The organism is Vibrio sp. 1078-1, assembly GCF_033340475.1.
On sequence record NZ_JAWOWM010000003.1, the window covers coordinates 58,614 to 83,784 of the forward strand.

Below are 25,171 nucleotides of genomic sequence, written 5' to 3' on the forward strand. Positions count from 1 at the left end.
GTTATGGAGGTTAAACATGAATATTGGTGCCGTCGCGAAGCTCACTGGGCTTTCATCTAAGTCGATTCGATTATATGAAGACAAAGGGATCATATCTCCACCAGCGCGTAGCGACTCTGGCTATCGCGAATATTCAGATAATCATATTCAAGAGCTTAACTTGGTATCACGCGCAAAAAGCGCAGGCTTTTCGTTGCAAGAATGCAAAGAGTTCGTACAACTTGCTCATAACCCCAATCGCAAAAGTAGCGAAGTAAAAGCAAGAACCATGGACAAACTGAGAGAGGTTGAAGAAAAAATTGCACACCTCATGGAGATCAAAACGCAACTTGAAGGTTGGGTTTCTTCTTGTCCTGGAGATGCAGAGAGCCGATGCCCAATCATAGACGAGCTCACCAAGTAAGCCCGCCTATCTATTGATCTCGTTAAAAACGAACTAGCTCGCTTAATGATAAGTACACATGCGCTTACCGTTTAACTCTATGATGTTAAATGGCGTTTCATAGATGTCCTCTAGCGTAGACGCTTGAATAACATCTTCAACCGCACCACTCGCCACAACTTTACCTTTCTTAAGCGCCAATATGACATCTGAGTAACACGCCGCGAAATTAATATCATGAATCACGACCACCATGGCTTTATTCATGTCATGGGCTAACTGCTGCACAACTTTCATGATCTGAAGAGAGTGTTTGATATCTAAGTTATTAAGAGGTTCATCAAGAAAGACATAATCTGTATCTTGTGCAATCACCATAGCAATAAATGCAAGCTGTCGCTGACCACCACTTAATTCATCCAAGTATTTGTCTTGAATATCTTGCAAATCTAAGTAGTCGATCGCTTGTTCTATGACCTCATGATCTTCTTTAGTCAGATTTCCTTTAGAGTATGGGAAACGACCAAAAGAGACTAACTCTTTTACGGTAAACCGCATTGTAATCGAGTTAGCTTGGCGAAGTACTGCCAGTTTTTTCGCTAGCTCTTTTGTGTCCCATTCCGCGATTTCCTTGCAATCAATGATAACACTACCGCCATCTCGCTCCGTTAAGCGCGAGGCCATAGATAACAGCGTGCTCTTTCCCGCGCCATTTGGACCGATAATCGATGTTACCTTGCCCTTTTCAAACTGAGTATTGGCCTCGTCTACGACTTTGTTTGAACCGAAAGCCTTCGTTAATTTGTCTATTACTATCATATTTATACAACTTTGTTTTTCAGCAGCAGGTATAAGAAATACGCACCGCCGATAAAGTTAATTACGACACTCAACGTCGTCTCAAAACTGAACACGTTTTCGATTATCCATTGCCCAGCAAGTAATGAACTGATGGATAGAAACGAACATCCGACCAATAGCGTTTTATGTTGGTAACTTCGGAACATTTCTCGGCTTAAGTTGGTCACTAGTAAACCAAAGAACATGATTGGCCCTACCAAAGCCGTAGAAATAGCAATCAAAACCGCCGAGATAATAAACACATTTCTCGTCACTTTAGGTACATCAACACCCAAACTTTTCGCATTGTCTTGGTCGAGCCAAAACACATCTAAAGTGCGATGCATCCTAAACAACAACCAACATGCAAACATCAAAGCCGGAGCACTAAAGTAAACCAAGTTCACTTTGACATTATTGAAACTGGCGTACAGTTTCGACTGAACAATTGCATATGTGTTTGGGTCCATCAGCAAAGAAAAGAATGACGCCGCATTGGAAAATAGCTGACCAAAGATCAAGCCGACCAATAGCAACGTAATCAAGTTCTTGCTGCCTTTTGAAAAGTAAAACCCAAACAGCAGTAGCGAAAACGACACCATTACAATTACTGCAATCGCGAAATTGACGTACAAGTTAAGAACTAAGGTACTCAACCCACCAAAAATCAACACGATCAAAATTTGGGTTAACACATACAGCGCATCAAAACCCATGATACTTGGCGTTAAAATTCGGTTGTGCGTAATGGTTTGAAATACAAGTGAAGACTGAGCAATGGCCACACCCGCTAGCACTATCGCCAATACTTTAGGAACTCTACGAGACAAAAAATATTGGTAGTTGTCAGCCGTTAGCCCAATACCAATAAACAGACACGCGAAAAGAATCGCAATGCCACCTAGCAGCAGGATTTTCGTTGAATCACGCATGTTGCTTACCTCGCAACAACATTGCGATGAATACCACGCCACCCAATATGCTAATCACGATAGAGATTGGCATTTCATGAGGGAAAATAATTAAACGACTCACCAAATCGCAACACAACACTAAAATGGCCCCATACATGGCCGTAAGCGGAATGTTCTTTTTGAGGTTATCGCCATAAAAGTGACTCACGAGATTCGGTACAATCAGCCCTAAGAATGGCAACTGGCCAACAATCATCACGACACTTGCTGACATGATGGACACCAATAGCACGCCAATCGTCACAACCTGCTGATAATTCAAACCCAAGTTAATCGCGAAATCTTTTCCGATACCTACGGCAGAGATCCTTGCGGCAAAAAGATAGCTGAGGATAACCATTGGTACCGCGATGTACAGCAGTTCAAAATCACCACGCAAGATGTTGGCGAAGTTTGCGACTGTCCAAGCATTCAGACTTTGAAGTGCATCATATTTGTAAGCGATAAACGTAGTCATGGATTGGATGACATTGCCGAAAATAATCCCGACAAGTGGCACAAAAACCACGCTCTTAAATTGAATGCGCTGAATAAAGAAAACAAACGCCAGCGTCCCAAATACCGAGATGCCGAACACGAGCCAAAGGTGATTATCATTACCAAAGAAAACCACGCTCAGTACATAGCCCAGCATGGCACATTCGATCGTACCAGTTGTAGAAGGTGCCGCAAATCGGTTCTGGCTGATTTGCTGCATGACAAGACCCGCAATACTCAAGCCAGCACCAGCAAGCAATATGGCAAATAAACGTGGTATACGGCTGGTAAAGAAAAGTTCTAATGCTTTCTCATCACCTGAAAAGAGTTGTTGGGGCGTCATGTTTGCCACCCCAACAAATAACGAAACCGTGCTTAAAACCACAAGGGTTAGCAATAACTTCTTCAAAGTTAACCTCTGCTATCTTGGATTACAGTTCAACGGTTTGCTTTATCTCACTGACCATTTTTTCTGTTGCTGTCACACCAGACATCGACAAGTACCACGCGTCCACATCTAAATAAGTGATTTTATGATTTTTATATGCCGCAGTCGCTTTGACTAAGTCGTTATCCATGGATTTACGAATATCGTTATCCGGCGTACCTGTCAGAGAATTTCGGTCAACCACGAGAATATTTTTCGGGTTAGCTTCACGAATAAACTCATAAGAAATGACATCTCCGTGAGTGCTCGTTTTCACGTGCTCAACCGTTTCCAAGAAGCCAAAGTCGTTATAAATGACGCCAAATCGCGACTGGGCACCAAACGCGCTGATGTTGTCACCCATGCTCAAAATCGTTAATGCATCATTTTTGTTCGATTGGTTGTAGTCACGGATTGCTTTAAATTGAGCATCTAGCGCTTCAATTTTCTGCTCTACTTTTTCTTCGATATTGAAGATCTTACCAATATTGCGCCATTGCGCTTGCGTGCCTTCCCAATAGCCTTGGTTCTCTTTCGCCGCAAAAACAACTGTAGGGGCAATTTCACTCAGCTCTTCATATTTCGCAGACGCTCGCGGACCAACCAAAATCAAATCCGGTTTTTGCATGTAGATGGTTTCAAAATCAGGTTCAAACAAACTACCCGCAGAGGTGTAGTTATCTTTGCTGTATTTTGAAAGGTAACTAGGAAGATTAGAAGAGTTAGATACTGCAACAGGATCGATACCAAAGTTGTCCAGCGCATCTAGCGGGCCAAAGCCAATCACAACCACACGCTCTGGGGATTGTTCTAGCTCTGTTTGACCCATGTAGTGGTCAATCACAACTTTAGCAGCAAAAGAAGGAGAAACAGTAAATAACGACAGCATAGCCGCACCGACGAATTTTTTCATTTTGTTAAGCCTTAATGAGATCTATTATCATACGCGTTCGCAATATAACGCTACTCTTTAATGCATTCAACAAAATTTAAGGTACTTTACATTAGTTACGTTTACTCAAGACTTAGATATATCAAAGACTTATAAAACTCATCAATTTCAATACCTGGGCGTATCATTCATGCGCATCAATAAACGCTTTGAGTGCCAGCTCATCAATAATCTCCAAACCGTTGTCTGTTTTGGTAATCAATCCCTTTTCAATCAAGTCCTTAACTGCACGTCGATAGACTCGGCCTGAGGTGCCAAACCGCTCAGCCTCTTGGTTCACTTTATCAAAACCACCAAGCAACTTATCCGTCTGATTACGGACGAGAAGATCATAGGCAATGTTGTAAGTAATGGGATGCAACAAACGATTAGTGTAGATATCCATGGAGTCTTGATAATCCTCAGCCAATGCTGAAGCGAAGAACACCATCATTTGGGGATGATTTTGCAGTGCTTCGGTTAGTTTTTGGATACAGATAACATCAACCTGCATATGTTCATCTGCTATCACATTCCATTGACAAGGAGTCTGAGTGAAGAACTCCATTTCACCATAAATATGATAGTCGCAGTTAGCTTCCCCTAATTGAAAACGTCGTCCATTTGCGGCCAATATGTTCATCGAGACTCGACCTACTGGCACAACATACAAGTACTGAAGTTGCTCACCTTGGCGGAGAATTGCTTCCCCAGCATCAAAGTAACGCGAATTTATTTGGCATTGATAAATCAAATCGCGAAAGGTGGCACTCTTTTCTTCAAGGTATGTTTTGAAGCGACCAGTCGGATAAGGGCTGATTTTCATTTTCTGCTCTCTCAGAAAAAGTTACGGACAACTATTTAAGGTGGATTGTACCCCGTAACTCCAAATAAAAAAGCGACAGTGACCTGTCGCTTTACATCTATTCTGTTTATGTGACTTACTGAGATAGAGACTGGCTAACGCTGAGCAACCAAGGCTTCTAATGCCGTAATCGCGGCACTCTTCTCACCTTGCATCATTACTTTGGCCTCATCAACGTACTGACCAACACCTTCTTTCACATCTTGTTGATACAGCACCACGTTGTTTAATATCGAAGCCACATGAAGGCCTCGTAGTCGACCGACCGTAAACAGCGCAGAGGTTTCCATATCTGCACCTAAGATGCCTTTCTTGTTCCAATGTTGGCATATTGCATCCTCGTCATCGGTATAGAAACTGTCGTGAGAACGCACCACACCAAAATGATAATGCACTTTTTGCATCGACAAGTAACGCTCAACTTCCTTTAACAGTGAAAAGCTTGCGTAGGCTGGATAAGACGAATCGACATACGCTTTAGAGCCGCCCTCATCTCTTACCGCGCCTTCGGCAATGATCAACTCGCCAAGATGAATGCCTGATTGCATTGCCCCCGCCGATCCAACGCGTACCACATGAGTCACACCGCACTGTTTTAGCTCTTCCACTGCGATGATCATCGATGGCGCACCTATACCTGTACTACACACTGAAACAGGCTTGCCTTTGTAGTTGCCGGTAAACACACGGTACTCGCGGTTTTCCGACACCATTTCTGCATCATCAAATAATGCCGCGATACGATTCGCTCGATCTGGCTCGCCGCATACAATAACGAGGGGAGCGATTTGTGTTTCATCCACTCCGATATGAGGTTGTTTGGCCATTTTTCGTTCCTTACGCAGCAGCGTGCGCTAAGGTTTTATCGCCATTGCGCTTAGCGCTACGAGCCCACTCACGCGTGCCATTGGCAGCGATGAACATAAGAATCGCGTACTGAACAGACATTGCGTAAACACCTTGCGTCGCGTAGATACCCACACTGATAATATTAATCACGACCCATAGAATCCAGTTTTCGACGTATTTACGTGTCATCAGAATTTGTGCAACAACAGAAAGTACTGTCATGGTCGCATCCCAGAACGGAAACGCGTCAGGTTCAAGCACCGGTTCAGCCAAGCCAGCACCAAAGAGATTCAAGCTATCAACAGCAATGTTTGCTAGCGCAAAGAAAAATGGGTCGATATAGATCGTTAATAATGCGATACATGCAACGCTAATAGAGGCAGTAGTAATAAGTTTCTGTTTATTTAACCAGCGAACTTCCAGCGTTTCACCTTGTGCGTTTGGACGGGTCCACGCATACCAGCCGTAAATGTTCGCACAGAAGAAAAACAATTGAAGAAGCAATAATCCGTATAACTGAATTTGAAAAAAGATAACGGCAAAAAGCGTGACATTCAGCAAACCGAATAAGTAGTTGATGGTTTTTTCTTGGCTGGCAAACCAAATGCAAAGCAGTCCAAAAACGGTACCGAAAGCTTCGACCCAACTCATTGCGTAGCCGTCGCCGATCGGAATGTTAACGAGAGTATTATTAATATCGAGTAAGGCAAAGAGGTCCATAACATGTCCTTTATTATTTTGTTTGGAGTACGCTTATATTAGAGTGTGATCCCCAACAAAAAGGAGGACATTTGTCCTCCTCTTGATGCACTCGATCATAATTCAGTTCAATGTTTACTTGAAAGCAATAAATGATGCTATTGAACGATGTTGGAAATAGACGTGCCTATGAATCCAAGCCTAGATAGCGTTTTTTGAATGCAGAAGCTGATGCAAATAAAGCTGACGCCAAAAGTGTAATAATAAAGCCAATTGCGTACTCAAATGCTTCATTAACCAGTAGCTGATAGCAGCTCACAAAAAAAATCAATACAACTGTAATAACATTAACTCGGTGAAACCAAGGGTGTTTTACAGATAACTTAGCGTAACCTTTTGATAACATTTGACTAATCCGCCAGACAACAATTAATAGTTTTATTTATAATCAACGACGATAGTAAGGCTTTATCGTATAAAGAGAAACGACTTTTTTAATTTTTTAGCTCAACATCACACGTCATTCAGTGACGTTTGACTTTAACCTCTTGACGCTTTTTCGTTCCACTAGAGTCGGTTCTAATTGTACGACCTGTGCCTCTGTTGACTTTTCATCCAACTTTCGGACAAGAGTCTCAACGGCAGCCTGCCCCAAACGGTACTTAGGCTGATGAATGGTAGTTAGCGATGGCGACATAAATTTCGCGATATGGATGTCATCGTAACCAATAATGGACAGGTCGTCCGGCACTTTAATATCGAGCTCATTTGCGGCGTTAATCACCCCCATCGCCATCATATCGTTAGAGACGAAAATCGAGCTAGGTAATGCGCCACGCTGAGCCATTTTTTTGAACGCTTGATACCCACCCTCACATTCGAAGTCAGACTCAATGATCCAATTGGCATTAAATTCCAAGCCAGCTTCGTTCATTGCTCGCTTATAACCTTCGTATCGCATTTGCGCTTGGTGTTTAATCAAAGGGCCTGTGATGCACCCAATTTCGGTATGGCCGCAATCAATTAAGTATTTCGCCGCTAAGTAACCGCCACGAAGTGAGTTGTCTTGGATTTTATCGCTTGTAAATAGCATCGGCCCCCAGTCCATTACCACAACTGGGATATCTGGGTAACGCTCAAATACATCGATACGCTCTCCTTCTAGCGACGAGCACATCAAGATCAAACCATCGACACGCTTTTGCAATAGCGTATTAATGGATTGACGCATACGTTCGTTATCACCCTCGGTGTTACATAAAATGAGGCTGTAGCCTTTTTGGTAGCAGCTGCGTTCGACGCCTTTTACGACTTCGCCAAAGAATGGGTTGGTTGAGGTTGTCACGAGCATACCAATGGTTTTGGTACGATTGACTTTGAGGCTACGCGCCAACGCAGAGGGCGCGTAGTAGTTAAGCTCTTTTGCGGCATTGTTAACGCGTTCAGAGATCTCTTCGCTCACAAAACGCGTCTTGTTAATAACATGGCTCACTGTTGAAGTGGAAACCCCTGCCAGTTTTGCGATGTCTTTCATCGTCGCCATGTTACTACTCCTATTTTAATGAGGCGTTGTGCGCCTTATTGTTCAGCGAGAAACGCGTCCACCTCTTCGCGGGTTGGAATCGACGTTTGCGCGCCAAAGCGGGTCACAGAAATTGCAGCCGCCGCATGTGCAAACTTAATCGCTGATTCTAAAGGTAAACCTTCTAGGAGACCAGTGACGAATGCCCCATTAAATGTATCGCCCGCAGCGGTAGTATCCGTCGCTTCAACGCGGAAACCCGAGATGATTTCGCCTCGACCGTTTTGGCTTAGCCAAACGCCTTTTGCACCGAGTGTGATCATGACAATTTCTATACCTTTACCATGTAGCACATTCGCCGCTTCTTGCGCGCTTTCGTTGTCTGTTACAGTAATACCTGTCAGAACTTCAGCTTCCGTTTCATTTGGCGTAATCACGTCAATGTAAGACAGTAATTCATCTGACAATTCACGAGCTGGCGCAGGATTCAAAATTACGTTGGTTTTGGCATCTTTCGCTACACGCGCAGCTTTCTCAATGCCGCACATCGGCGTTTCCAATTGCATTAGCAAGTAATCTGCTTGGCGAATACGCTCTAAATCTGGCTCAATCGCTTCTGCTGTCAGTTTGGCGTTCGCTTCAGCTGAAATGCAAATGCTGTTCTCACCACTGTCCGACACTTGAATCATCGCGATACCTGTCGGGCAATTTGGCTGCATCTTCACACCAGTGATATCGATGCCGTCCATTTTGAAGTTTTCGCGAATGTTAATGCCGAATGAGTCGTCGCCCACACAAGCGATAAAACCGATGTCTGCATTTAATCGCGCCGCCGCGACGGCTTGGTTGGCACCTTTGCCACCTGGGATAACTTGATAGTTGCGACCATGCAGCGTCTCGCCTGGGCGAGGGAAAGAAGGCACTTGAAGAACATGGTCAGCGTTTACACTACCTAACACCACTAACTTATTCATACGGTTATCCTCGGTTCTGAATGAACCCTTTTTAAAAACTGTTTAGGAAAATACATTAGATGACTTTAACTTCTCTTCCTGATGAAGGAGTCTCGATAAAAAGCCAAAGGCATCTATACCCCACACTTTGCAGTATTTTGGGTAAGTTTGCCCTCACCTCCTAAACGACAGATATAAACGGAGGAGAGAGCAAAAATTAGGATGATTTATTGGAACTTGAAACTTACTTAGTGACTACTTTTAGTGGTACTGGGATGTACTTTTCTACTTCTTCACCTTTCAAAACTTTGTCAGCCGTTTCAACACCTAAAGCACCGATAAGGTCTGGTTGCTGAGCAATAGTTGCCGCTAGTTTGCCACGGTTAACTGCTGCAATGCCGTCTTCCGTACCATCAAAACCAACGATAACGACATCTTTGCCAGAAGCTTGAACTGCGCGAAGTGCACCTAGCGCCATTTCATCATTCTGTGCAAATACCGCTTGTACATCCGGGTTAGCCGCTAGCAGGTTTTCCATTACGTTTAGACCTTTTGTGCGGTCAAAGTCAGCTGGTTGGCTAGCAAGAAGATCCATATCGCTGCCCTTCACGGCATTCATAAAGCCTTCACCGCGCTCACGCGCTGCCGATGTGCCCGCAATACCTTCAAGTTGAATGACTTTTGCTTTTTCGCCTACTTTTTCCATGATGTAGTGGCCTGCCATTTCACCACCAATTACGTTGTCCGACGCGATGTGACTCACAACTTCACCACGGCTTGCACCACGGTCTAATGTCAACACAGGGATCTTAGAACGGTTCGCCATACGAATTGCATTAGACACTGCATCAGAATCCGTTGGGTTGATAAGAATTGCTTTTACGCCGCGAATACTTAAATCCTCGATGTTCGACAGTTCTTTACTCGGGTCATTTTGCGAGTCCAGTACAATTAAGTCGTACCCCAATTCTTTCGCTTTTGCTTCCGCACCGTCTTTCATCGTTACGAAGAACGGGTTGTTTAGCGTCGAAACCACAATCGCCATGGTATCTTGAGCTTGCGCCGCTACCGATACGGTTGAAGAAAGAAGTGCAGCAGAGATAAGAGTTGCAAGTTTTTTCATCGTTCTAGTCCTTTGTGTAGGGTGAGCCAGTACACGTCCCCTGACTCGGTTTGTATTCACTGTTTTATATATACAGATTGTTATGAATTACTTGTTTTTGTTGTCTACCAATACCGCAAGCAAGATAACCACTGCTTTTGCAATCATTTGGTAGTAGGAAGAAACATCAAGTAGGTTAAGTGCATTGTTCAAGAAACCGATGATCAGCGCACCAATCAAGGTACCCATGATACGGCCTTTACCGCCCATCAAGCTGGTACCGCCAAGAACAACCGCTGCGATAGCGTCTAGCTCGTAGCCCATACCCGCTGTTGGCTGCGCCGAAGAAAGACGAGACGTTACAATAATGCCTGCAAGCGCTGCTAACATACCGCAGATGGCGTAGACACCAATCTTCACTCGGTCTACATTGATACCTGATAGGCGAGTCGCAGACTCATTGCCGCCTAGTGCGTAAACATAGCGACCAAAGCGCGTGTGGTTAAGTAAATACCAAGCCGCAGCGAACACAACCACCATTAACCAAACAGGAACTGGAATGCCTAGCGCGTAGCCAGTACCAAACCATGCGAACGCATCTGCGGTGTCAGTAAAGCCTGTCGAGATTGGACGACCTTCGGTGTACACCATGGTCACACCGCGTAGTAACGTCATGGTAACCAGCGTAGCGATAAATGCCTGCACCTTACCCTTCGCAATAATGATACCGCTGATCGCACCTAACGCTGCACCTGCGACTAAAGCAGTTGGAACCGCCACCAGCACCGGAACCTCAAGCGCAATCATGCTTGCCGCAAAGGCACCACACAATGCCAATACCGAACCAACACTTAAGTCGATGCCTGCTGTTAAAATAACTAATGTCATACCCACTGCGATAATGGCATTCACGGAGGTTTGACGAAGAATGTTGAGAATGTTGTCGACCGTAAAAAAGTTCGGGTTCAAAAATGACACAACAACGATCAGAAAGATCAAAGCTATCAGTGATTTTTGCTCAATCAGCCACTCTTTTGTGAACAACTTCTTGTTGCCAGTTTCGGTTGGTTTGCTCATGGTATTCGTACTCATGCTGCTTCCTCATTGATCTCTTTGCCTACGGCACAGGCGAGTAATTTTTCTTGATCGGCGTCTTTCGCATCAAATTCGCCAGTGATACGACCTTCATGCATCACTAAAATACGGTCGCTCATGCCGAGCACTTCAGGCATCTCGGAAGAAACCAAGATGATGCTCATGCCTTCGGCCTTAAACTTGTTGATGAGCTGATAAATCTCTTTTTTTGCTCCGACATCAACACCACGTGTTGGCTCATCCAGAATCAGAACTTTAGGTTTCGTCATTAACCCTTTCGCAATCGCAACTTTTTGCTGGTTACCACCAGATAAGTTGCCGATGATTTGATCTCGCGTTGGGGTTTTAATGTTGAATAACTTAATAAAATCTTCCACTGCAATCACTTCGTCGCTGTGTTGAATCTGGAAGCCTTTGGTCAGCTGGTTTAGCGAACAAAGTGACATGTTCTCCTTAACTGAAAGACCTAAAACCAAACCATCGCCTTTGCGATCTTCAGAGATGTAAGCGATACCATTTGCTAAGCCATCTTGCGGGCTAACCGGGTTAATAGTTTTGTTGTCAAGATTGATAACACCATGCTCACTAGGTAATGCGCCGTAAATGACTTTCATGAGTTCAGTGCGGCCTGCGCCCATCAAGCCAGAAATTCCGAGAATCTCACCGCGCTTGAGAGTAAAGCTCACATCCTGAACGCCAGACCCAGTCAAACCAATGACTTCAAGACAGGTTTCGCCATGTTGGACATCAATACGTGGATATTGCTCTTCTAATTTTCGGCCAACCATCATTTCAATTAGGCCATCTTCATCAGTGTCGGACACCTTGCACTCACCGATAAACTTACCATCACGAAGCACTGTAATATCATCACAGATTTCAAAGATTTCTTTAAGACGATGCGAAATGTATACGATGCCGCATCCTTGCTCGCGGAGCTCATTAATCACTTTAAACAGTGATTCCGTTTCGGTATCGGTCAATGCGTCCGTTGGCTCATCCATAATGATGACTTTCGACTCAAACGAAAGTGCCTTTGCAATTTCCACCATTTGTTGTTCACCAAGGCTTAAATCGCCAAGCAATGTTTTTGATGAGTGCTTTACATTCAGACGTTTTAAAAGCTTGTCAGCTTCGTCATACATTTTGCCCCACTGGATACGCCCTAAGGAGCCAGTGAACTCTCGTCCCAAGTAAATATTTTCGGCAATCGTCAGTTCAGGAATCAGGTTCAGCTCTTGGTGAATAATGCTAATACCAGCTTCCTGTGAATCGCGTGGACCTTTAAAGGCCGCCGGCTGACCTTGATATTGAATGCTCCCCGCATCCATGTGGTAAATGCCTGTCAACACCTTCATTAACGTTGACTTGCCTGCTCCATTTTCACCCATCAGCGCCATAACACGGCCTGGATAAACATTCAGGCTTGCTTTGTCGAGTGCTTTTACGCCCGGAAACGCCTTCTCAATTTCGCTTAGTTGTAGAATGGCTTGAGTCATAATCTGTCCTCAATATCTCTGGCTTAAAAAACCACGCCCGCTTGGAAAATAACGTTCGCATATGGCGAGCATTCGCCGGTTCTTACGATAGCGCGACTTTGCGCCGTGCGTGCTTTAAACGCTTCATGTGACACGTAGCTCACTTCAATAGATTTGCCCGTTTCTTCACTCTCTTTGCTCAGTTCGTTGAGCAACGCTTCATGCAAAACTGGGCTTGCATCAGAGAACTCTTCCGCAATGATGACCCCTTCGATTTGGGACTCAGATAGAATTACGCGAACAGTATCAAGAAAACTTGGTACCCCATGCGTTAGCGCCAAATCGATTCGCTGAACATGCTCTGGGATTGGTAGACCAGCATCACATATCGTGATCTCGTCGGTGTGGCCTAGCGTCGCCACCAAGTAAGAAATATCTGAGTTAATTAGGGTACTTTTTTTCATCTCATCGACCTTTCGGTTACACGTTCATACAACCATGAGCGCCTGTCTTAAAGTGTTTTCGTTATTAACAGAAAACTCATCGAAACGTTTCGATGAAATAATAATTCGTCATCGCAATTTGACCAGTGTGAGATCGATAAGGTGTGAGAATGATCTGTAATTCAATTGTCATTGAATAGGAAAAGTGCACTTGAGTCACACTTTACCATCGAAACGTTTCGATGATGGTATTTACCTGTCATTACGGTTAGGTTTTATACAGGGAGGAAGGAAAAGAGACGTCCAACTACTGAGAAAACCTCTAGTTAATAAGCTCGAAACCTTTCACGTCATCACAATTCTTAGATAGCTGCCTGATTTTGGAGAACGCTCACCTTACAATCTGGTTACAATTTGCCAAAACACATCATCCGTTCAGTACCTTACCTGGTACGCGACGTTTGTAGGGACACAAACGGAAACTAAGAACCATAATGAAGTTAAGCAATAGAGTCATTTTGCTTGTCGCGCCAGTGATCTTATTAAGCGCGTTAGTATCTAGCTATATTATTTATAGCATTCAAAAAGTGACGCTCATCAAGCGGGAAGACAGCTATATTCAGTTGCAAATGGAAAAGCTCGCCGGGCAGTTTCGACAAGCGAATATTTTTCTTAATAGTTATGCCTATACGCTCAGTAAAAGTGATGTATTACAAGACTATTTGGTAAATCATAACAACCCCTATCGTGAACGAGTCTTGTTTAACCGATTAGACGAGACCGCTGAAGTATTGAGCCATGGTTACAAAGGCGATGCGAGCATGGCGATCCTCGACGGCAAACAAAACCTTCTCTACTACACAGAAAACAAATATTACGAATCATCGGGCGTGGTCGACCCAAAGGTGTTAGAGTACATATCACGAAGTTTCAATGAAAGAGAGGCTTTCAGTCACACTGGCTTTATTTATAACTCCAGTGGACAAAGCATTCTTCTTCAATATGAGGTCGTCGACAAAAGAACGGGGACTCACCCTTTGAGCTTTGACTCGAAAAATGTGTTTTTTGTGGTAGTTTCCGTATCACTTGAAGCCTTTAACGAGATTAAGCATGACATCGAGTTTGACACACACAGCGTGATTACTTTCGCCGACAAACCCATTTATCTTGATATTCCTCTCGCTCAAACCATTGAGCTGCTGCCGCACTTTTATGCCGTGCTTTCTCCTGCCGAATATTTAATGTGGAATAAAGTCGATAAAGTGTGGCTAGAACTTGCTTTCTCCTTTGGCGTAGCGGCGTTTTTCACCATCACATTAATCATTTTGGTGTTGTACCGCTATGTGTTGCGCCCTGTTTCTCGCCTTGATAAGCAGCTGAACGAACTTGAATCTAATCAACGTGACAATATTGAAAAGCTAGAAACAAACGATGAAATAGGACGCCTCTCTGCACGCTTTTTTGATATGTATGAGGAACTTAATGTCATCTATAAAAAGACAAAACGCCTAGCTGAAACGGATCACCTGACGCAACTCGCCAATCGCCATCGTTTTCATGAGCTTGCCACTCGTGAACTTCTCTCCCCTTCGCAGTTTCTGTGGGTTGTTTACGTCGATCTTGATAACTTTAAATACGTGAATGATAAATACGGGCATGAATTGGGAGATAACTTATTAAAAGTGTTCTCATCACACATCAAGAATGCCTGTCAAAAGTTCTCGCACGATTACAACAGCCCCTGCTTTGCCGCCAGGTTATCTGGTGACGAATTTGCAATTTTGCTGAGCTCAAATCAAGAGGTAAAACGCTTGCCTGATTTGCTTGCATCAGAGTTACTAAAACCGATTAGTAATCTCAGTTCATCTTGGAGTAATTCATTTCCCGTTACGGCAAGCGTAGGTATTGCACAATATCCTCAAGACGGTACTGACATCGCGAAGTTACTCTCCAGTGCCGATGCGGCTATGTATCAAGCAAAACGGGCAGGGAAAAATCAATACGCCTATTATTCAGCCGCTCTCAATATTGAGTCTCAAAGACGAAGTCAACTTGAACGTGCGCTCCGAAAAAGCAATGTAGAGGAAGAATTTCACCTTGTTTTTCAACCCTATATGAACAATCGAAGCAACGAAATTGAGGGGTTAGAAGTCTTGTTGCGCTGGGAAGCCGAAGGTATCGGCCCTATCCCTCCAAAGGAGTTTATTCCAATTGCTGAGCAAGCCGGATTATTTGATAAAATTGACCGCTGGGTTTTCGCCAATGCAACGGCGGAATACCATCAATTAAGGAATATTTTCGGTAAGAATATTGTTCTTTCGGTCAATCTTTCATCAGCAGAGCTAAACTCGATAGAAATGGCAAACTACATCCATGAACAAGCGACACTGCACAGTGTTAAACCAGAATGTATTGAGATAGAAATAACCGAAACCTTTGCCGCAGAACAACAAGGCACGGCTCTACTTGATGAGCTATCAAAACGTGGCTACCGTCTTGCAATTGATGACTTTGGTTCTGGTTACACATCGTTAACTCAGCTCGTTCAGTATCCGGTTCAAAAAATCAAATTTGATCGAGAGTTCCTCGTTACATTGATGAAGACCAACAACGGCCATGTGATCAAACCTATTATTGAGCTATGCCATGCCCAGAATAAAACGGTTACAGCAGAAGGTATTGAACACAATATGATGCATGAATGGCTATCGGCATACCGCTGCGACTATATGCAAGGCTATTTATTTGGCAAACCAATGACTAAAGAACAATTGAGCTTGTGGTGGCAATCGGCAAATGACGACAGTCGATTTGATGCGTCCATGGCCAGCTCAATTAGGGTTTCAAGAACATAAGTTAAGGGGAGACGTACAGCTGTCACAACTGTGGCGGCTGTATTTAGTTATATATGAGCTTCATTGATAGATGCTCAGCTTTTGTTCCCCCATACCTATATCTATGACTTTAGTCGAGTAAATCACTATTTATTCGTTTTTAAACCAGCACTTCCTTGAAATCCAAACCGGTCAAATTCAGCGCTTTGACGCTATCGTACAAGCCACCTTTTTTGTCCGTGCAAAACGTTCTGAGCCCAGCACCTTTTACTCTGAACAAGTCAGATTCATTAACGGCTTCCCTATTCAAAACGAGTTTCTTAAACGGTCTAGCACGACTTAGCTTACCATGACGAAGATTATACTCGGTAGCAGAGGTATCAATGGCATCAATTTGAGTGACAATGTTTAATGCTCGCCAAGGCTTTCCTTGTAGATTTAATGGTAAAAATTCGACATTCTCGCTCAACACATCGAGCTTATCCGCAATAGAAGCGGATACAGCAAGAGTAAAAGATCCCCATGCTGCAATATCAGGCCTGGGTAATGGCTTTTCACCCTTAACGTCTAACCATTCAATATCAATACTTTTCCAACTGGCTTTAACAGACTCTCCATAGAGTTGGATAGGTTTGCTTGCCGTTACTTGAAGAGACATTTCCAATGGCGACTCTCGCAACATTGCAAAATCATTAACATTGGGAGTGACAATAAACACTTTATTAAATGCTGTCATAACCGTCCTTAAATCAATTTGAGCGCTTTCAAACCAAACATAATAAATAGAGTTTACTTTCATGTTCAAAAATTTAATGAATTCAGATCTGGCGTTCTTATCTTTTAATTTCTAAGTTTTATTATTTATATATTTTAATCCACACGATAGAATTATTTTTTAAATTTTTACTATGTACCCTTCCTTATGTAATCGAATAAATTAGAGAATAAACAATAGCACGCATCACTTCACTTTTTTCGAGCTCATCACTCTCACTTAAACGATACATTCACAAGTTCAATTTTTGTACGACTTAGACTTGGCTTTGTCAATCGTGAATTAAAAACAACCGATTCACCGCTGTTTTACTGCCTTTTCTTACCACCCTGTTGTTTATTCATACATTATAAATGCACTTATACACATAACGATTCGGCGTTACGATTTGTTACGAGTTAAATCACAAACTTTTGAGGTATTGGATAAAGCGTAGAAAAAGAAAACACATTGAAATAAAAAGAGTTTCTAAAGTACGAAAAATAAAACGCCGTTTTTATAAATTAGCAACTTCACAAATATCCTTAAACACAGTTTTATTAATTACATATATCAGATATTATTTACGCCGAAGTTTATAGAAACCATCGTTAAACTTCATATTTTATATAAGTTTCAATTAGTTAGTTTTTAACTCGAAAACTTATCGTCAACCCAATATCAAGCACCTAAGCGTGCAATAAGAAACATTGGGAATAGAATTATATTGATGTGCATGTTGTTTTAACGAATGCATGAAGCAATCGGTAAATTTGTAACACCATAGAGTTTTATTTAGCCAAGATGAAAAAGTTAATTTTATTATTTACATGTGCGCTGTTGTCTGTCTCACCTTTTGCTTTTGCAAAACAATCAGATAACGAACCCAGGGATCATTTACGACCAAAGCAAGTTGAACATGTGTTTAAACAAGCCAAGCTAGATGGCATAGTAGACTTTAAGTTGTTCAGTGACGCTTACATCGCTTATCAGAAGACACCCGATAGAAAGAAGTCGGTACTAACGATCATCGACTATAGTAAACCATCAACTGAAAAGCGTTTTTATGTGGTTGATTTAGATAAAAAGAAGCTAATCTACAATACGTATGTTTCTCACGGCGTGAACAGCGGAAAGAAAACAGCGACACAGTTTTCAAATGTCGTGAACTCGCGAAAAACATCATTGGGCACTTTTTTGACTGATACCACTTACTACGGCTCAAATGGCTATTCACTTCGATTAGATGGGCTAAGCTCTGGATTAAACGACAAAGCTCGCGAGCGTTACATTGTCGTGCACGGTGCCGATTACGCAAACCCTTCCTTTATCAAGAAGAATGGATACCTCGGACGCAGTTGGGGTTGCCCTGCTTTACCAAAGAAGTTGTCTCGCGAGATCATTGACACTATAAAAGGCGGCAGCGTTATTTACGCAAGCGCGTAATACCGATGCGACACATATGGGGAAGACAAAAGAAGATTCTATTTCTTCCCCAGTAATAATCCTGTTAGCTTAATCGTCCTTGTGCAACGACTCTCTTTCCATTTTCGCTTACTCGAAAGCGAAAACTATTGTGTTATTCGCTGATATACCTAAGTGCGATCAGAAAACTCTGTTCATCCCCCTTCCATCTCGTTAGTATACGCTGAGTTCATCAGACACTGGCTTTCGTCGTTATCATAGTTCCACTAAGATTCCTTAATCATGGTGGGTAACTGTGGCTTTATATGTTTAGGGTTACTTCTTGCGTTATCTACACCATATATTATTGATGCTTTCTTTGTCCCTGCTCTCAGGGCTCATCACAGCTTCATATGCGCATGAGTGGCACCACACCAAACATTACACTTCCGAGCGCCTACTTAAACTCTCTCAACAAGACGATTTTGAGCTAGCACACACTGATTTTCATGCCTCAGCTTCTCTGAGCTCTTGGGGTTCAGAAAGTTACTACCTACATATAAAGCGCGAGTTGTTCGGGCTTGTCTCCTGTCGCCGAACATCAGCTACTGATGGCGTTTTATCATCAGATTTTACTCCTGATTATTTTTTACTTATTGCTTTCTCTTCTCCACCACTACTGGAGTTGGCAAAACAAGCATCTCGCTTACCTCTAGACAGTTATGGCGGACTCATGAGTCAACGCTCTCTTTATCGCCTCTCAGGAAGAAAGGAAGCGAACTTAATGTACGTCTTTACTCATGGTCGCAACGCCTTCTCTGTTGTTTAACTTTTTATGACATACAGAGAACACGAAAATGTAACGATAAGAGCCAATATGCTCATTGTTACTAGAACCAATTTGAGGTCCATATAATGACAAGAATCGCTACAACCATCGCACTAGCATTACTATTTTCAGCGGGCTCAACCTTTGCAAACACAGAAACTAAGCCAGAAGAAATGAGTAACGACACTCTGTTAGAGTGTGCCAACGTTTCTAACGCACGTATTGCAGTTCCGGAACACAGAGCGATGTTCAGACACTACTTAATGTCTGAGAGAGACTACAGCTTTGACCAGCTATCGTCTGCCGAACTCGAATTTAAAGCAGCAGATAAGAATGAGTCTGAAGTAGAGAACATCTACAAGTCTCAGTGCAAAGAAGTTGGCGAATACCTATATAGCATTGGCTATTAAATTCGAAACCCTAACGACACTCAAAAAGAAAGGCGCAATGTATGCGCCTTTCTTTTTACTGACAAAAGCCTGTCGATTAGATGTCTAATCTGCATACAAGCTTAAAAGTGCAAATCAAGTAAACTTACTGAGAAAACTCAGACACATCCTTGGGTTTACAGAACGCTCGACGTGCTTTAACAAACAAGAAACTAAGCACTCCAATCACAAGAGTAATTATTGGGGCCGCCATTAATAGCATTGTGATTGCTTTGCTCATATTTTCCGGTAGCAAAGGAAGTAATGAACCGAAACCGCATAATATCAGCGTCCATAAAATCGCACTCAGCCACGCAAAGTAATGGAATTTACTAATACGTTTCACTCGCAACCCCATCATTAATGGCAATAGGGAACGAACAACCGGAATAAACCGCGCGCACAAAAGCGCAATCAATCCATGTTTACTGAGTAATACGTCGACTTGTTCCAAACGCTTTTGAGGAACCGCACTCACCCAGCCTTGGACCTTAGGTAAGCGATTTAGCCACTTGCCTTGTAAATAAGCCGCCCAACTTCCCAACCCCGCACTAACAGCTATCACCAACATGATCATAATTGGGTCAAGGACGCCAACCGCCGCCAGCGTACCGGATAATACGACGACACTGTCGCATGGGAAAGGTGCAGCAGGAATAAAACCACTTTCCAAAAAGATAATCACAGCAACAACAAAATAAACCAAACCTGCACTGCCTGGCGCCATTAACGCCGTGAAATCTTGATGCCAAAAAGCACTCAAGACCTGAATGATCAAATCAAACATAAACCGCTCCTAAGCATAATTAACCAAAAGTTGCAAAAACATGGAATGTGTTAGCGAGCATGTATAAAGCGGTATATGAAATTCGATTCTTTTCTCACTCCGATTCTGTATTTAAAGTGAGTAAAAATACTTTCAATACAACAACCTAAAGCCTCATTGCCGATGCGTTTTAGCCGCTTCATCGAGTAAATTGCCGAACGATGCGCCCACCATGCTACATCAAGCATTTCAAACCATTCGGGTTCTACATCGTCGTTCGAGCTCATTTCCTTAGCATGGCTAACCCTCAATCTATTCCGGCTGTTTAAGCTCGGATAGTCTTGTTGTACTGGAGAGATAGGATGTTCTGAAAAGTGCTTCGACTTAGCGTCAACAGCAATATTCTGGTTATGAAAGGAAAGAAAATTTGGGTGTGAGTGCGCAAGGCTCATGCTCGGAGCCAACAAGCAGAAAAGTAGTCCGAGTAAAGCAATCAGAGTCGTACGCACAAAGGTAACCAGAACCAAAATGATAAGTTCTTTTAACCCTGTGCGTAACTATTGGCAATTAGTATTCTTAATCGTTAAGAATACTAATTATTTTTCACCGTAAGGGTAGCTTTCAAACATCTTCGCGATTTCTTCTTGGATGAGAGATTCTCTTTTCTCAGAGCTCATTGACTCAGACAGTTTACGACTTGAAACGCCTTTCCAAACGACTTGATTAGCCTTTGCATCAACCAGTTCAACCACCAACTTCCCATACTTACGTTCTTTATATCTTTCTGGGCTTGAAGTGATCACACCAAAGCTATTCCAGCCATAGCCAAAGCTCACCGACGATCCTGAAGAAACAAGCTCGGATTCTTCTACGATATCATGATGTACGTAAAGGTCACCGCCACTATTTACCTTAATTAAACCCTTACCCTCAAGCTGTTCAGCAAGCCCTTGCTCAATACGTCGACCATCAATACTGGTAGGAGCTTCCGCCTGAGCACCGAAGTCAAACGTTCTGTAAGCTGAAAAGTCGGCTTGTTTATCCACATCGGTTGTAACGGTAGTACAAGCAGATACCAGCATCACCACCAGCCCTAATATCAAACCTCTCATCATGTTAAATCTCCTTTGGTTAAGCTGACTGTTTCAGCAGAATTACCCTGTGTTATACATACGCATCAACAGTAAAAAGTAATCATTTCAATATTTAGTCTTGACCATGAAACGTGACTGTTCAATAAACGAGATTAACCTTTACACAGAAAATCTTGAATATCATCAACATCTAAACACCTAAGAATTCGGTGTTTACGACCTAATTGGAAGCCTCTAAGCTTAGTAGCGAAATCGCGAGTGCCACAAAAAACCAGAGACAATGAACACTTTAACATCAGTCCGCTACTTTTTTAGGCAACTGACAAACATTTGATGAGAAAAGACTTTTCTTTTTCGTCCAGTGTGGCATATTAACTGAGTCCTATCGATGCGCGGGCATCGTATAATGGCTATTACCTCAGCCTTCCAAGCTGATGATGCGGGTTCGATTCCCGCTGCCCGCTCCAATCTCTTTATCCCAATTTACTCATAAAAATCCGATGGCGGAGCGAACAAACGGCGGCAGCGTTGTTTCCATGATAAGTTTGGTCGAGTTACGTCATAAAACATGTCTTTCCATTCTGCAAACGTCACACGGATGGGATTAAAGCTGTTTACAGGTTTAGAAACCCCATACCGAACCGTTTCCACCTCTGGTTCAAACGTTCCGAACATTCGATCCCAAATAATTAATACACCCGCATAATTTTTGTCGATGTACTGACGGTTCACACCATGATGAACGCGATGATGAGACGGCGTGTTAAATACCCACTCTAGTGGCCCGAGCGAACGAATTGATTGGGTGTGAACAAAAAACTGTAAGCCCAGATTAAACAACACAACGAAGACAACCCATTTTGGCTCAAAACCAATAATCACCAAGGGCAACCAAAAAATCCACATCCCCGCTAGCGGATACATTAAACTTTGACGAAAGGCGGTACTGAAGTTCATTCTTTCCGAACTGTGATGAACAACGTGCGCGGCCCACATCCAACGAATACGATGGCTAGCCCGATGAAACCAGTAATAGAAAAAATCTTGCAGGACAACAAGTAAAAGAAAAGCTGAGACGCTCATTTCGATATCAAACAAACGCCAATCGAACCACCACAAATACAACTGAGCAATCAGTAAACCCGTGAGTATGTCTGTCGCTTGGTGTAAGCCCGCAAGAACAAAATTACACGCTACTTCAGGGAAGTAATACGTCGCGCTTTCAGGCAAGCGTCCCCTTCTTTGTCCGAACCAATATTCGGCAAGCATGCAGAAAAAGAAAACTGGAGCCAGAATCATCAGAAGTAATTCTGGGCGGTCCATCAACTGCGTCCAATCCATTGTGTTTCTACCATTTTGCATAGTGATCTTCAGTAAGACCCATAACTTCTTCTAACTGATGTTTGATGCCATTTCCATCGATAAGATAGCCAGAGAAATAACCGATATACTGACGAAAGTTACTTTTGAGAAGCCAAAAATTTTTCTTCTCTGAGCGTCGATTCAAAGGCGTGAACTGTAAGTTAACTCGTTTATCTTCAGACGTAATATGCCACTTTTGCCCTTCATCACTTCGTGAAAACTGAAACTGCACAGGTTGCAAAAAGTGACGCTGACCATTAATCCACAATACATTTTCGCAATAGCCAGTTTCATTAACGCCAGCTGCCAAGTTCAACCCCAGACGCCTGTCATCCTCAAAGCAATTGATACTCGCCCAGCGCCAACTTGTTTCTCGCCGCATGTACCCAGCGGAAAAATCGTAACCAGCAGCCACCTCTGAAAGATCTTGCTCTTTTCCTAATATGAACAAGTTACCGTCTACTGCTAACGCATTGTGCTTCTGAGTATATGTCCAACCCGCATAACCTGTTGGCGTACACAACATTAATGGCAAACTCATGTTTTCTGGACGTAAATAGAGATCCGCATTGACTGACTCTGTCACAAAGTGGACGTGCCAAATACCATCCTTAATAGAAAACTGAACTCTTTTGTTAGCAAGATGGGCAAGACTGCACCAACTGGAAGGCTGAGTTTGATAACCTATATTAAAAGGTTTCAACCATTGTTGCTCAATCAACTTATTCTTTTTAATATCAAACAGGTAGCAAAAGCCGGATGCTAAATACCGTATATCAGCAATCGCTACTCCAATGACGTAATCAGGTGTGACCAAATTGACGAACTGAAACTGCTTATAATCGCGGTAACGGCGCCACTTAGACACTGGCTTATCCATCTCATCGAGGTAAGTAAATTTATCTAGCTGTAACGATGTTGGAATTCCATCAAGGTGGCCAAACGCTGGTAGACCATTCTGCTGAATAAACGAGTTCAGAACCTTAAGCTCATCCATATAGTTGTCTTTTCACAAGTTATCACACACAAACTTTAACATGACGTTAACATAAACAATTTGCGTAACTGCACAACAACATCGACTAAAGTGATTTCTGCTTGTTATATGTGAAACTGATCACTCAACCACCCGCTTACTTAGCTCGCCCTACCTATCTCAACCAACACTGCCTGGGTTAGAAGCTGCACATTCTCATCCGCAGGAAAGACCACTACAACCATTGAATCTTGGTCAAAATCACTATTTAATGGAAATACATTCATATAAACTGATTGCTTATTCACATCAAGGAAGAAATCTATGTCATACATACACGATACTATTGTTGCGTTGCAACACAGTAGCCCTGCGCAAAAAGAATTTTACCAAGCGGTAGAAGAAGTATTAACTTCTCTCGCGCCGGTAATAGAAGGCAATAATAAATATAAGGAACAAGCGATTATCCAGAGGATCGTCGAGCCAGAACGTCAAATCATGTTTCGAGTTCCTTGGGTTGATGATGCTGGAAATGTACAAGTAAACAAAGGTTATCGAGTTGAATTCAACTCTGCTTTGGGGCCGTACAAAGGAGGATTGAGATTCCATCACTCAGTCAATGCGAGCATCATAAAATTTCTCGGCTTTGAGCAAATCTTTAAAAACGCACTGACTGGCCTTCCTATCGGTGGCGGCAAAGGCGGTTCAAACTTCGATCCTAAAGGAAAATCCGACGGCGAGATCATGCGATTTTGCCAATCATTTATGAACGAGTTGTACCGTCATATCGGTCCTGCCACCGATGTTCCCGCAGGCGATATCGGCGTCGGGGCGCGCGAAATTGGCTATATGTTTGGTCAATACAAACGATTGACGGGGCGCTACGAAGGTGTGCTTACAGGCAAGAGTCTGCTTTGGGGGGGCTCACTCGCCAGAAAAGAAGCGACAGGATATGGCGCCGTCTATTTTGCAGAATGCATGCTCAACGACCGCAACGATTCATTGAAAGGGAAAACTTGCCTCGTTTCTGGTGCTGGCAACGTGGCTATCTACGCCATTGAAAAACTGTACCATATGGGAGCAACGCCGGTTACATGCAGCGACTCTCGAGGTACGATCTATCATGAGCACGGTATTGATCTTAAGCTCCTCAAACAACTGAAAGAAGTGAAAAGAGCAAGCTTAGAAGAATATTTAGAAACTTACCCTGAAGCAGAATACACACCAGAGGGCGACTATCCTAATGAAGGGCATGCTGTTTGGCGATATCAGGCTGATGCTGCCTTCCCTTGTGCGACTCAAAATGAATTAACGTCAGACGACGCACTGGCTCTTATCGAAAACGGATGTATTTTGATTAGTGAAGGGGCGAACATGCCAACCACCCGTGATGCTGCCAATATTATCGTGGACTCGGACATAGCTTATGGGCCTGCCAAAGCAGCCAATGCAGGCGGCGTTGCAACCAGTCAACTTGAAATGGCGCAAAACGCCAGCATGCAAAACTGGACGTTTGAACAAGTGGATAGTCAGTTGCAAACCATCATGAAAAATATTTTCATCAATGCAAACGAAACCAGTAAAGAGTTTGGCCAACCTGGAAATTTAGTTTTAGGCGCCAACATTTCAGGCTTTAGAAAAGTCGCTGATGCAATGATTGAGCAAGGTGTCGTCTAGATGAACGAGC

The 25,171-nt window shown here is 43.0% G+C and carries 25 protein-coding genes and 1 tRNA gene; 7 read left to right on the forward strand and 19 right to left on the reverse strand.

What is annotated here, in order from left to right:
• Nucleotides 1-16 precede the first annotated feature (16 nt).
• Nucleotides 17-403, forward strand: coding sequence for a Cu(I)-responsive transcriptional regulator (cueR, locus tag R7190_RS07345; protein ID WP_005376627.1), 387 nt, complete (start codon nucleotides 17-19; stop codon nucleotides 401-403).
• A 42-nt stretch (nucleotides 404-445) separates the two neighbouring features.
• Here the strand turns inward: cueR and vctC are convergent, their stop codons facing one another.
• The 13 genes from vctC to rbsD form a co-directional block, all read right to left on the reverse strand.
• Nucleotides 446-1,201, reverse strand: coding sequence for an iron chelate ABC transporter ATP-binding protein VctC (gene vctC, locus R7190_RS07350; protein ID WP_025767868.1), 756 nt, complete (start codon nucleotides 1,199-1,201; stop codon nucleotides 446-448).
• Between the two features lie 2 nt (nucleotides 1,202-1,203).
• A complete protein-coding gene (gene vctG / locus R7190_RS07355; RefSeq protein ID WP_005376631.1) occupies nucleotides 1,204-2,154 on the reverse strand; it encodes an iron chelate uptake ABC transporter permease subunit VctG in 951 nt (316 codons plus the stop codon).
• Nucleotides 2,147-3,082 (reverse strand): iron chelate uptake ABC transporter permease subunit VctD, encoded by a 936-nt coding sequence (gene vctD / locus R7190_RS07360; RefSeq protein ID WP_017820306.1) that lies wholly within the window; start codon nucleotides 3,080-3,082, stop codon nucleotides 2,147-2,149. The genes vctG and vctD overlap by 8 nt, the downstream gene beginning before the upstream one ends.
• 22 nt (nucleotides 3,083-3,104) lie before the next feature.
• Nucleotides 3,105-4,013: a siderophore ABC transporter substrate-binding protein gene (locus R7190_RS07365; RefSeq protein WP_318137535.1), complete on the reverse strand. Its 909-nt coding sequence runs from the start codon at nucleotides 4,011-4,013 to the stop codon at nucleotides 3,105-3,107.
• A gap of 163 nt (nucleotides 4,014-4,176) precedes the next feature.
• Nucleotides 4,177-4,857 (reverse strand): Crp/Fnr family transcriptional regulator, encoded by a 681-nt coding sequence (locus tag R7190_RS07370; RefSeq protein ID WP_186585383.1) that lies wholly within the window; start codon nucleotides 4,855-4,857, stop codon nucleotides 4,177-4,179.
• 134 nt (nucleotides 4,858-4,991) lie between these two features.
• Nucleotides 4,992-5,723 (reverse strand): nucleoside phosphorylase, encoded by a 732-nt coding sequence (locus R7190_RS07375; protein WP_017635382.1) that lies wholly within the window; start codon nucleotides 5,721-5,723, stop codon nucleotides 4,992-4,994.
• A 10-nt stretch (nucleotides 5,724-5,733) separates the two neighbouring features.
• Nucleotides 5,734-6,465: a nicotinamide riboside transporter PnuC gene (gene pnuC / locus R7190_RS07380; RefSeq protein ID WP_213986367.1), complete on the reverse strand. Its 732-nt coding sequence runs from the start codon at nucleotides 6,463-6,465 to the stop codon at nucleotides 5,734-5,736.
• 499 nt (nucleotides 6,466-6,964) lie between these two features.
• Nucleotides 6,965-7,987, reverse strand: a complete 1,023-nt coding sequence (locus tag R7190_RS07385; RefSeq protein ID WP_025767871.1) for a substrate-binding domain-containing protein — start codon at nucleotides 7,985-7,987, stop codon at nucleotides 6,965-6,967.
• A gap of 35 nt (nucleotides 7,988-8,022) precedes the next feature.
• Nucleotides 8,023-8,940, reverse strand: a complete 918-nt coding sequence (gene rbsK, locus R7190_RS07390; protein WP_017820311.1) for a ribokinase — start codon at nucleotides 8,938-8,940, stop codon at nucleotides 8,023-8,025.
• A gap of 223 nt (nucleotides 8,941-9,163) precedes the next feature.
• Nucleotides 9,164-10,042 (reverse strand): ribose ABC transporter substrate-binding protein RbsB, encoded by an 879-nt coding sequence (gene rbsB / locus R7190_RS07395; RefSeq protein WP_186585385.1) that lies wholly within the window; start codon nucleotides 10,040-10,042, stop codon nucleotides 9,164-9,166.
• 87 nt (nucleotides 10,043-10,129) lie between these two features.
• The gene (gene rbsC, locus R7190_RS07400; RefSeq protein ID WP_005382618.1) at nucleotides 10,130-11,113 is read right to left on the reverse strand and encodes a ribose ABC transporter permease; all 984 of its coding nucleotides are present in this window, start codon (nucleotides 11,111-11,113) and stop codon (nucleotides 10,130-10,132) included.
• Nucleotides 11,110-12,615 (reverse strand): ribose ABC transporter ATP-binding protein RbsA, encoded by a 1,506-nt coding sequence (gene rbsA, locus R7190_RS07405; protein WP_005373147.1) that lies wholly within the window; start codon nucleotides 12,613-12,615, stop codon nucleotides 11,110-11,112. The genes rbsC and rbsA overlap by 4 nt, the downstream gene beginning before the upstream one ends.
• A 23-nt stretch (nucleotides 12,616-12,638) precedes the next feature.
• Nucleotides 12,639-13,058 carry a D-ribose pyranase gene (gene rbsD, locus R7190_RS07410; protein WP_005382620.1) on the reverse strand — a complete coding sequence of 140 codons (420 nt, stop codon included), beginning with the start codon at nucleotides 13,056-13,058 and terminating at the stop codon, nucleotides 12,639-12,641.
• Between the two features lie 473 nt (nucleotides 13,059-13,531).
• On the opposite strand from rbsD, the gene R7190_RS07415 reads away from it, so the two are divergent.
• Nucleotides 13,532-15,892: an EAL domain-containing protein gene (locus R7190_RS07415; RefSeq protein WP_025767875.1), complete on the forward strand. Its 2,361-nt coding sequence runs from the start codon at nucleotides 13,532-13,534 to the stop codon at nucleotides 15,890-15,892.
• A 139-nt stretch (nucleotides 15,893-16,031) separates the two neighbouring features.
• Here R7190_RS07415 and R7190_RS07420 read toward each other — a convergent pair whose 3' ends face one another.
• Nucleotides 16,032-16,607 (reverse strand): imm11 family protein, encoded by a 576-nt coding sequence (locus R7190_RS07420; RefSeq protein WP_025767876.1) that lies wholly within the window; start codon nucleotides 16,605-16,607, stop codon nucleotides 16,032-16,034.
• Between the two features lie 822 nt (nucleotides 16,608-17,429).
• On the opposite strand from R7190_RS07420, the gene R7190_RS07425 reads away from it, so the two are divergent.
• From R7190_RS07425 to R7190_RS07435, 3 genes are all read left to right on the forward strand, one after another.
• Nucleotides 17,430-18,071, forward strand: coding sequence for a murein L,D-transpeptidase catalytic domain family protein (locus R7190_RS07425; protein ID WP_025767877.1), 642 nt, complete (start codon nucleotides 17,430-17,432; stop codon nucleotides 18,069-18,071).
• Between the two features lie 328 nt (nucleotides 18,072-18,399).
• Entirely contained in the window at nucleotides 18,400-18,858 is a 459-nt protein-coding gene (locus R7190_RS07430; protein WP_017633653.1) for a hypothetical protein, read from the forward strand.
• Between the two features lie 86 nt (nucleotides 18,859-18,944).
• Nucleotides 18,945-19,268 carry a hypothetical protein gene (locus R7190_RS07435; RefSeq protein ID WP_042522561.1) on the forward strand — a complete coding sequence of 108 codons (324 nt, stop codon included), beginning with the start codon at nucleotides 18,945-18,947 and terminating at the stop codon, nucleotides 19,266-19,268.
• Nucleotides 19,269-19,392: 124 nt separating this feature from the next.
• Here the strand turns inward: R7190_RS07435 and R7190_RS07440 are convergent, their stop codons facing one another.
• The 3 genes from R7190_RS07440 to R7190_RS07450 form a co-directional block, all read right to left on the reverse strand.
• Complete coding sequence (locus R7190_RS07440) at nucleotides 19,393-20,073, reverse strand: DedA family protein (protein ID WP_042522560.1); 681 nt, start codon at nucleotides 20,071-20,073, stop codon at nucleotides 19,393-19,395.
• Nucleotides 20,074-20,123: 50 nt separating this feature from the next.
• The gene (locus R7190_RS07445) at nucleotides 20,124-20,504 is read right to left on the reverse strand and encodes a hypothetical protein (RefSeq protein ID WP_231972281.1); all 381 of its coding nucleotides are present in this window, start codon (nucleotides 20,502-20,504) and stop codon (nucleotides 20,124-20,126) included.
• Nucleotides 20,505-20,648: 144 nt separating this feature from the next.
• Nucleotides 20,649-21,167 (reverse strand): DUF4136 domain-containing protein, encoded by a 519-nt coding sequence (locus R7190_RS07450; protein WP_005382627.1) that lies wholly within the window; start codon nucleotides 21,165-21,167, stop codon nucleotides 20,649-20,651.
• A gap of 371 nt (nucleotides 21,168-21,538) precedes the next feature.
• Between R7190_RS07450 and R7190_RS07455 the strand changes: the two genes are divergently transcribed.
• A tRNA-Gly gene (locus tag R7190_RS07455) sits at nucleotides 21,539-21,613 on the forward strand.
• Between the two features lie 16 nt (nucleotides 21,614-21,629).
• On the opposite strand, the gene R7190_RS07460 is transcribed toward R7190_RS07455, so the two are convergent.
• The gene (locus R7190_RS07460; RefSeq protein ID WP_005373167.1) at nucleotides 21,630-22,487 is read right to left on the reverse strand and encodes a sterol desaturase family protein; all 858 of its coding nucleotides are present in this window, start codon (nucleotides 22,485-22,487) and stop codon (nucleotides 21,630-21,632) included.
• A gap of 7 nt (nucleotides 22,488-22,494) precedes the next feature.
• Nucleotides 22,495-23,505, reverse strand: a complete 1,011-nt coding sequence (locus R7190_RS07465) for a DUF2804 domain-containing protein (RefSeq protein WP_053307607.1) — start codon at nucleotides 23,503-23,505, stop codon at nucleotides 22,495-22,497.
• A gap of 303 nt (nucleotides 23,506-23,808) precedes the next feature.
• Between R7190_RS07465 and gdhA the strand changes: the two genes are divergently transcribed.
• Nucleotides 23,809-25,161, forward strand: coding sequence for an NADP-specific glutamate dehydrogenase (gdhA, locus tag R7190_RS07470; protein ID WP_025767881.1), 1,353 nt, complete (start codon nucleotides 23,809-23,811; stop codon nucleotides 25,159-25,161).
• Nucleotides 25,162-25,171: the final 10 nt, after the last annotated feature.

Coding starts and splice junctions, on each gene's coding strand:
- gdhA (WP_025767881.1), top strand. CDS start 23,809: ATGTCATACATACACGATACTATTGTTGCGTTGCAACACAGTAGCCCT.
- rbsB (WP_186585385.1), bottom strand. CDS start 10,042: ATGAAAAAACTTGCAACTCTTATCTCTGCTGCACTTCTTTCTTCAACC.
- rbsD (WP_005382620.1), bottom strand. CDS start 13,058: ATGAAAAAAAGTACCCTAATTAACTCAGATATTTCTTACTTGGTGGCG.
- vctC (WP_025767868.1), bottom strand. CDS start 1,201: ATGATAGTAATAGACAAATTAACGAAGGCTTTCGGTTCAAACAAAGTC.
- R7190_RS07415 (WP_025767875.1), top strand. CDS start 13,532: ATGAAGTTAAGCAATAGAGTCATTTTGCTTGTCGCGCCAGTGATCTTA.
- R7190_RS07445 (WP_231972281.1), bottom strand. CDS start 20,504: ATGAGCCTTGCGCACTCACACCCAAATTTTCTTTCCTTTCATAACCAG.
- R7190_RS07460 (WP_005373167.1), bottom strand. CDS start 22,487: ATGGATTGGACGCAGTTGATGGACCGCCCAGAATTACTTCTGATGATT.
- rbsA (WP_005373147.1), bottom strand. CDS start 12,615: ATGACTCAAGCCATTCTACAACTAAGCGAAATTGAGAAGGCGTTTCCG.
- R7190_RS07385 (WP_025767871.1), bottom strand. CDS start 7,987: ATGGCGACGATGAAAGACATCGCAAAACTGGCAGGGGTTTCCACTTCA.
- rbsC (WP_005382618.1), bottom strand. CDS start 11,113: ATGAGTACGAATACCATGAGCAAACCAACCGAAACTGGCAACAAGAAG.
- R7190_RS07450 (WP_005382627.1), bottom strand. CDS start 21,167: ATGATGAGAGGTTTGATATTAGGGCTGGTGGTGATGCTGGTATCTGCT.
- R7190_RS07420 (WP_025767876.1), bottom strand. CDS start 16,607: ATGACAGCATTTAATAAAGTGTTTATTGTCACTCCCAATGTTAATGAT.
- rbsK (WP_017820311.1), bottom strand. CDS start 8,940: ATGAATAAGTTAGTGGTGTTAGGTAGTGTAAACGCTGACCATGTTCTT.
- R7190_RS07370 (WP_186585383.1), bottom strand. CDS start 4,857: ATGAAAATCAGCCCTTATCCGACTGGTCGCTTCAAAACATACCTTGAA.
- R7190_RS07430 (WP_017633653.1), top strand. CDS start 18,400: ATGCTTTCTTTGTCCCTGCTCTCAGGGCTCATCACAGCTTCATATGCG.
- R7190_RS07425 (WP_025767877.1), top strand. CDS start 17,430: ATGAAAAAGTTAATTTTATTATTTACATGTGCGCTGTTGTCTGTCTCA.
- R7190_RS07375 (WP_017635382.1), bottom strand. CDS start 5,723: ATGGCCAAACAACCTCATATCGGAGTGGATGAAACACAAATCGCTCCC.
- R7190_RS07435 (WP_042522561.1), top strand. CDS start 18,945: ATGACAAGAATCGCTACAACCATCGCACTAGCATTACTATTTTCAGCG.
- pnuC (WP_213986367.1), bottom strand. CDS start 6,465: ATGGACCTCTTTGCCTTACTCGATATTAATAATACTCTCGTTAACATT.
- vctG (WP_005376631.1), bottom strand. CDS start 2,154: ATGCGTGATTCAACGAAAATCCTGCTGCTAGGTGGCATTGCGATTCTT.
- R7190_RS07465 (WP_053307607.1), bottom strand. CDS start 23,505: ATGGATGAGCTTAAGGTTCTGAACTCGTTTATTCAGCAGAATGGTCTA.
- cueR (WP_005376627.1), top strand. CDS start 17: ATGAATATTGGTGCCGTCGCGAAGCTCACTGGGCTTTCATCTAAGTCG.
- R7190_RS07365 (WP_318137535.1), bottom strand. CDS start 4,013: ATGAAAAAATTCGTCGGTGCGGCTATGCTGTCGTTATTTACTGTTTCT.
- R7190_RS07440 (WP_042522560.1), bottom strand. CDS start 20,073: ATGTTTGATTTGATCATTCAGGTCTTGAGTGCTTTTTGGCATCAAGAT.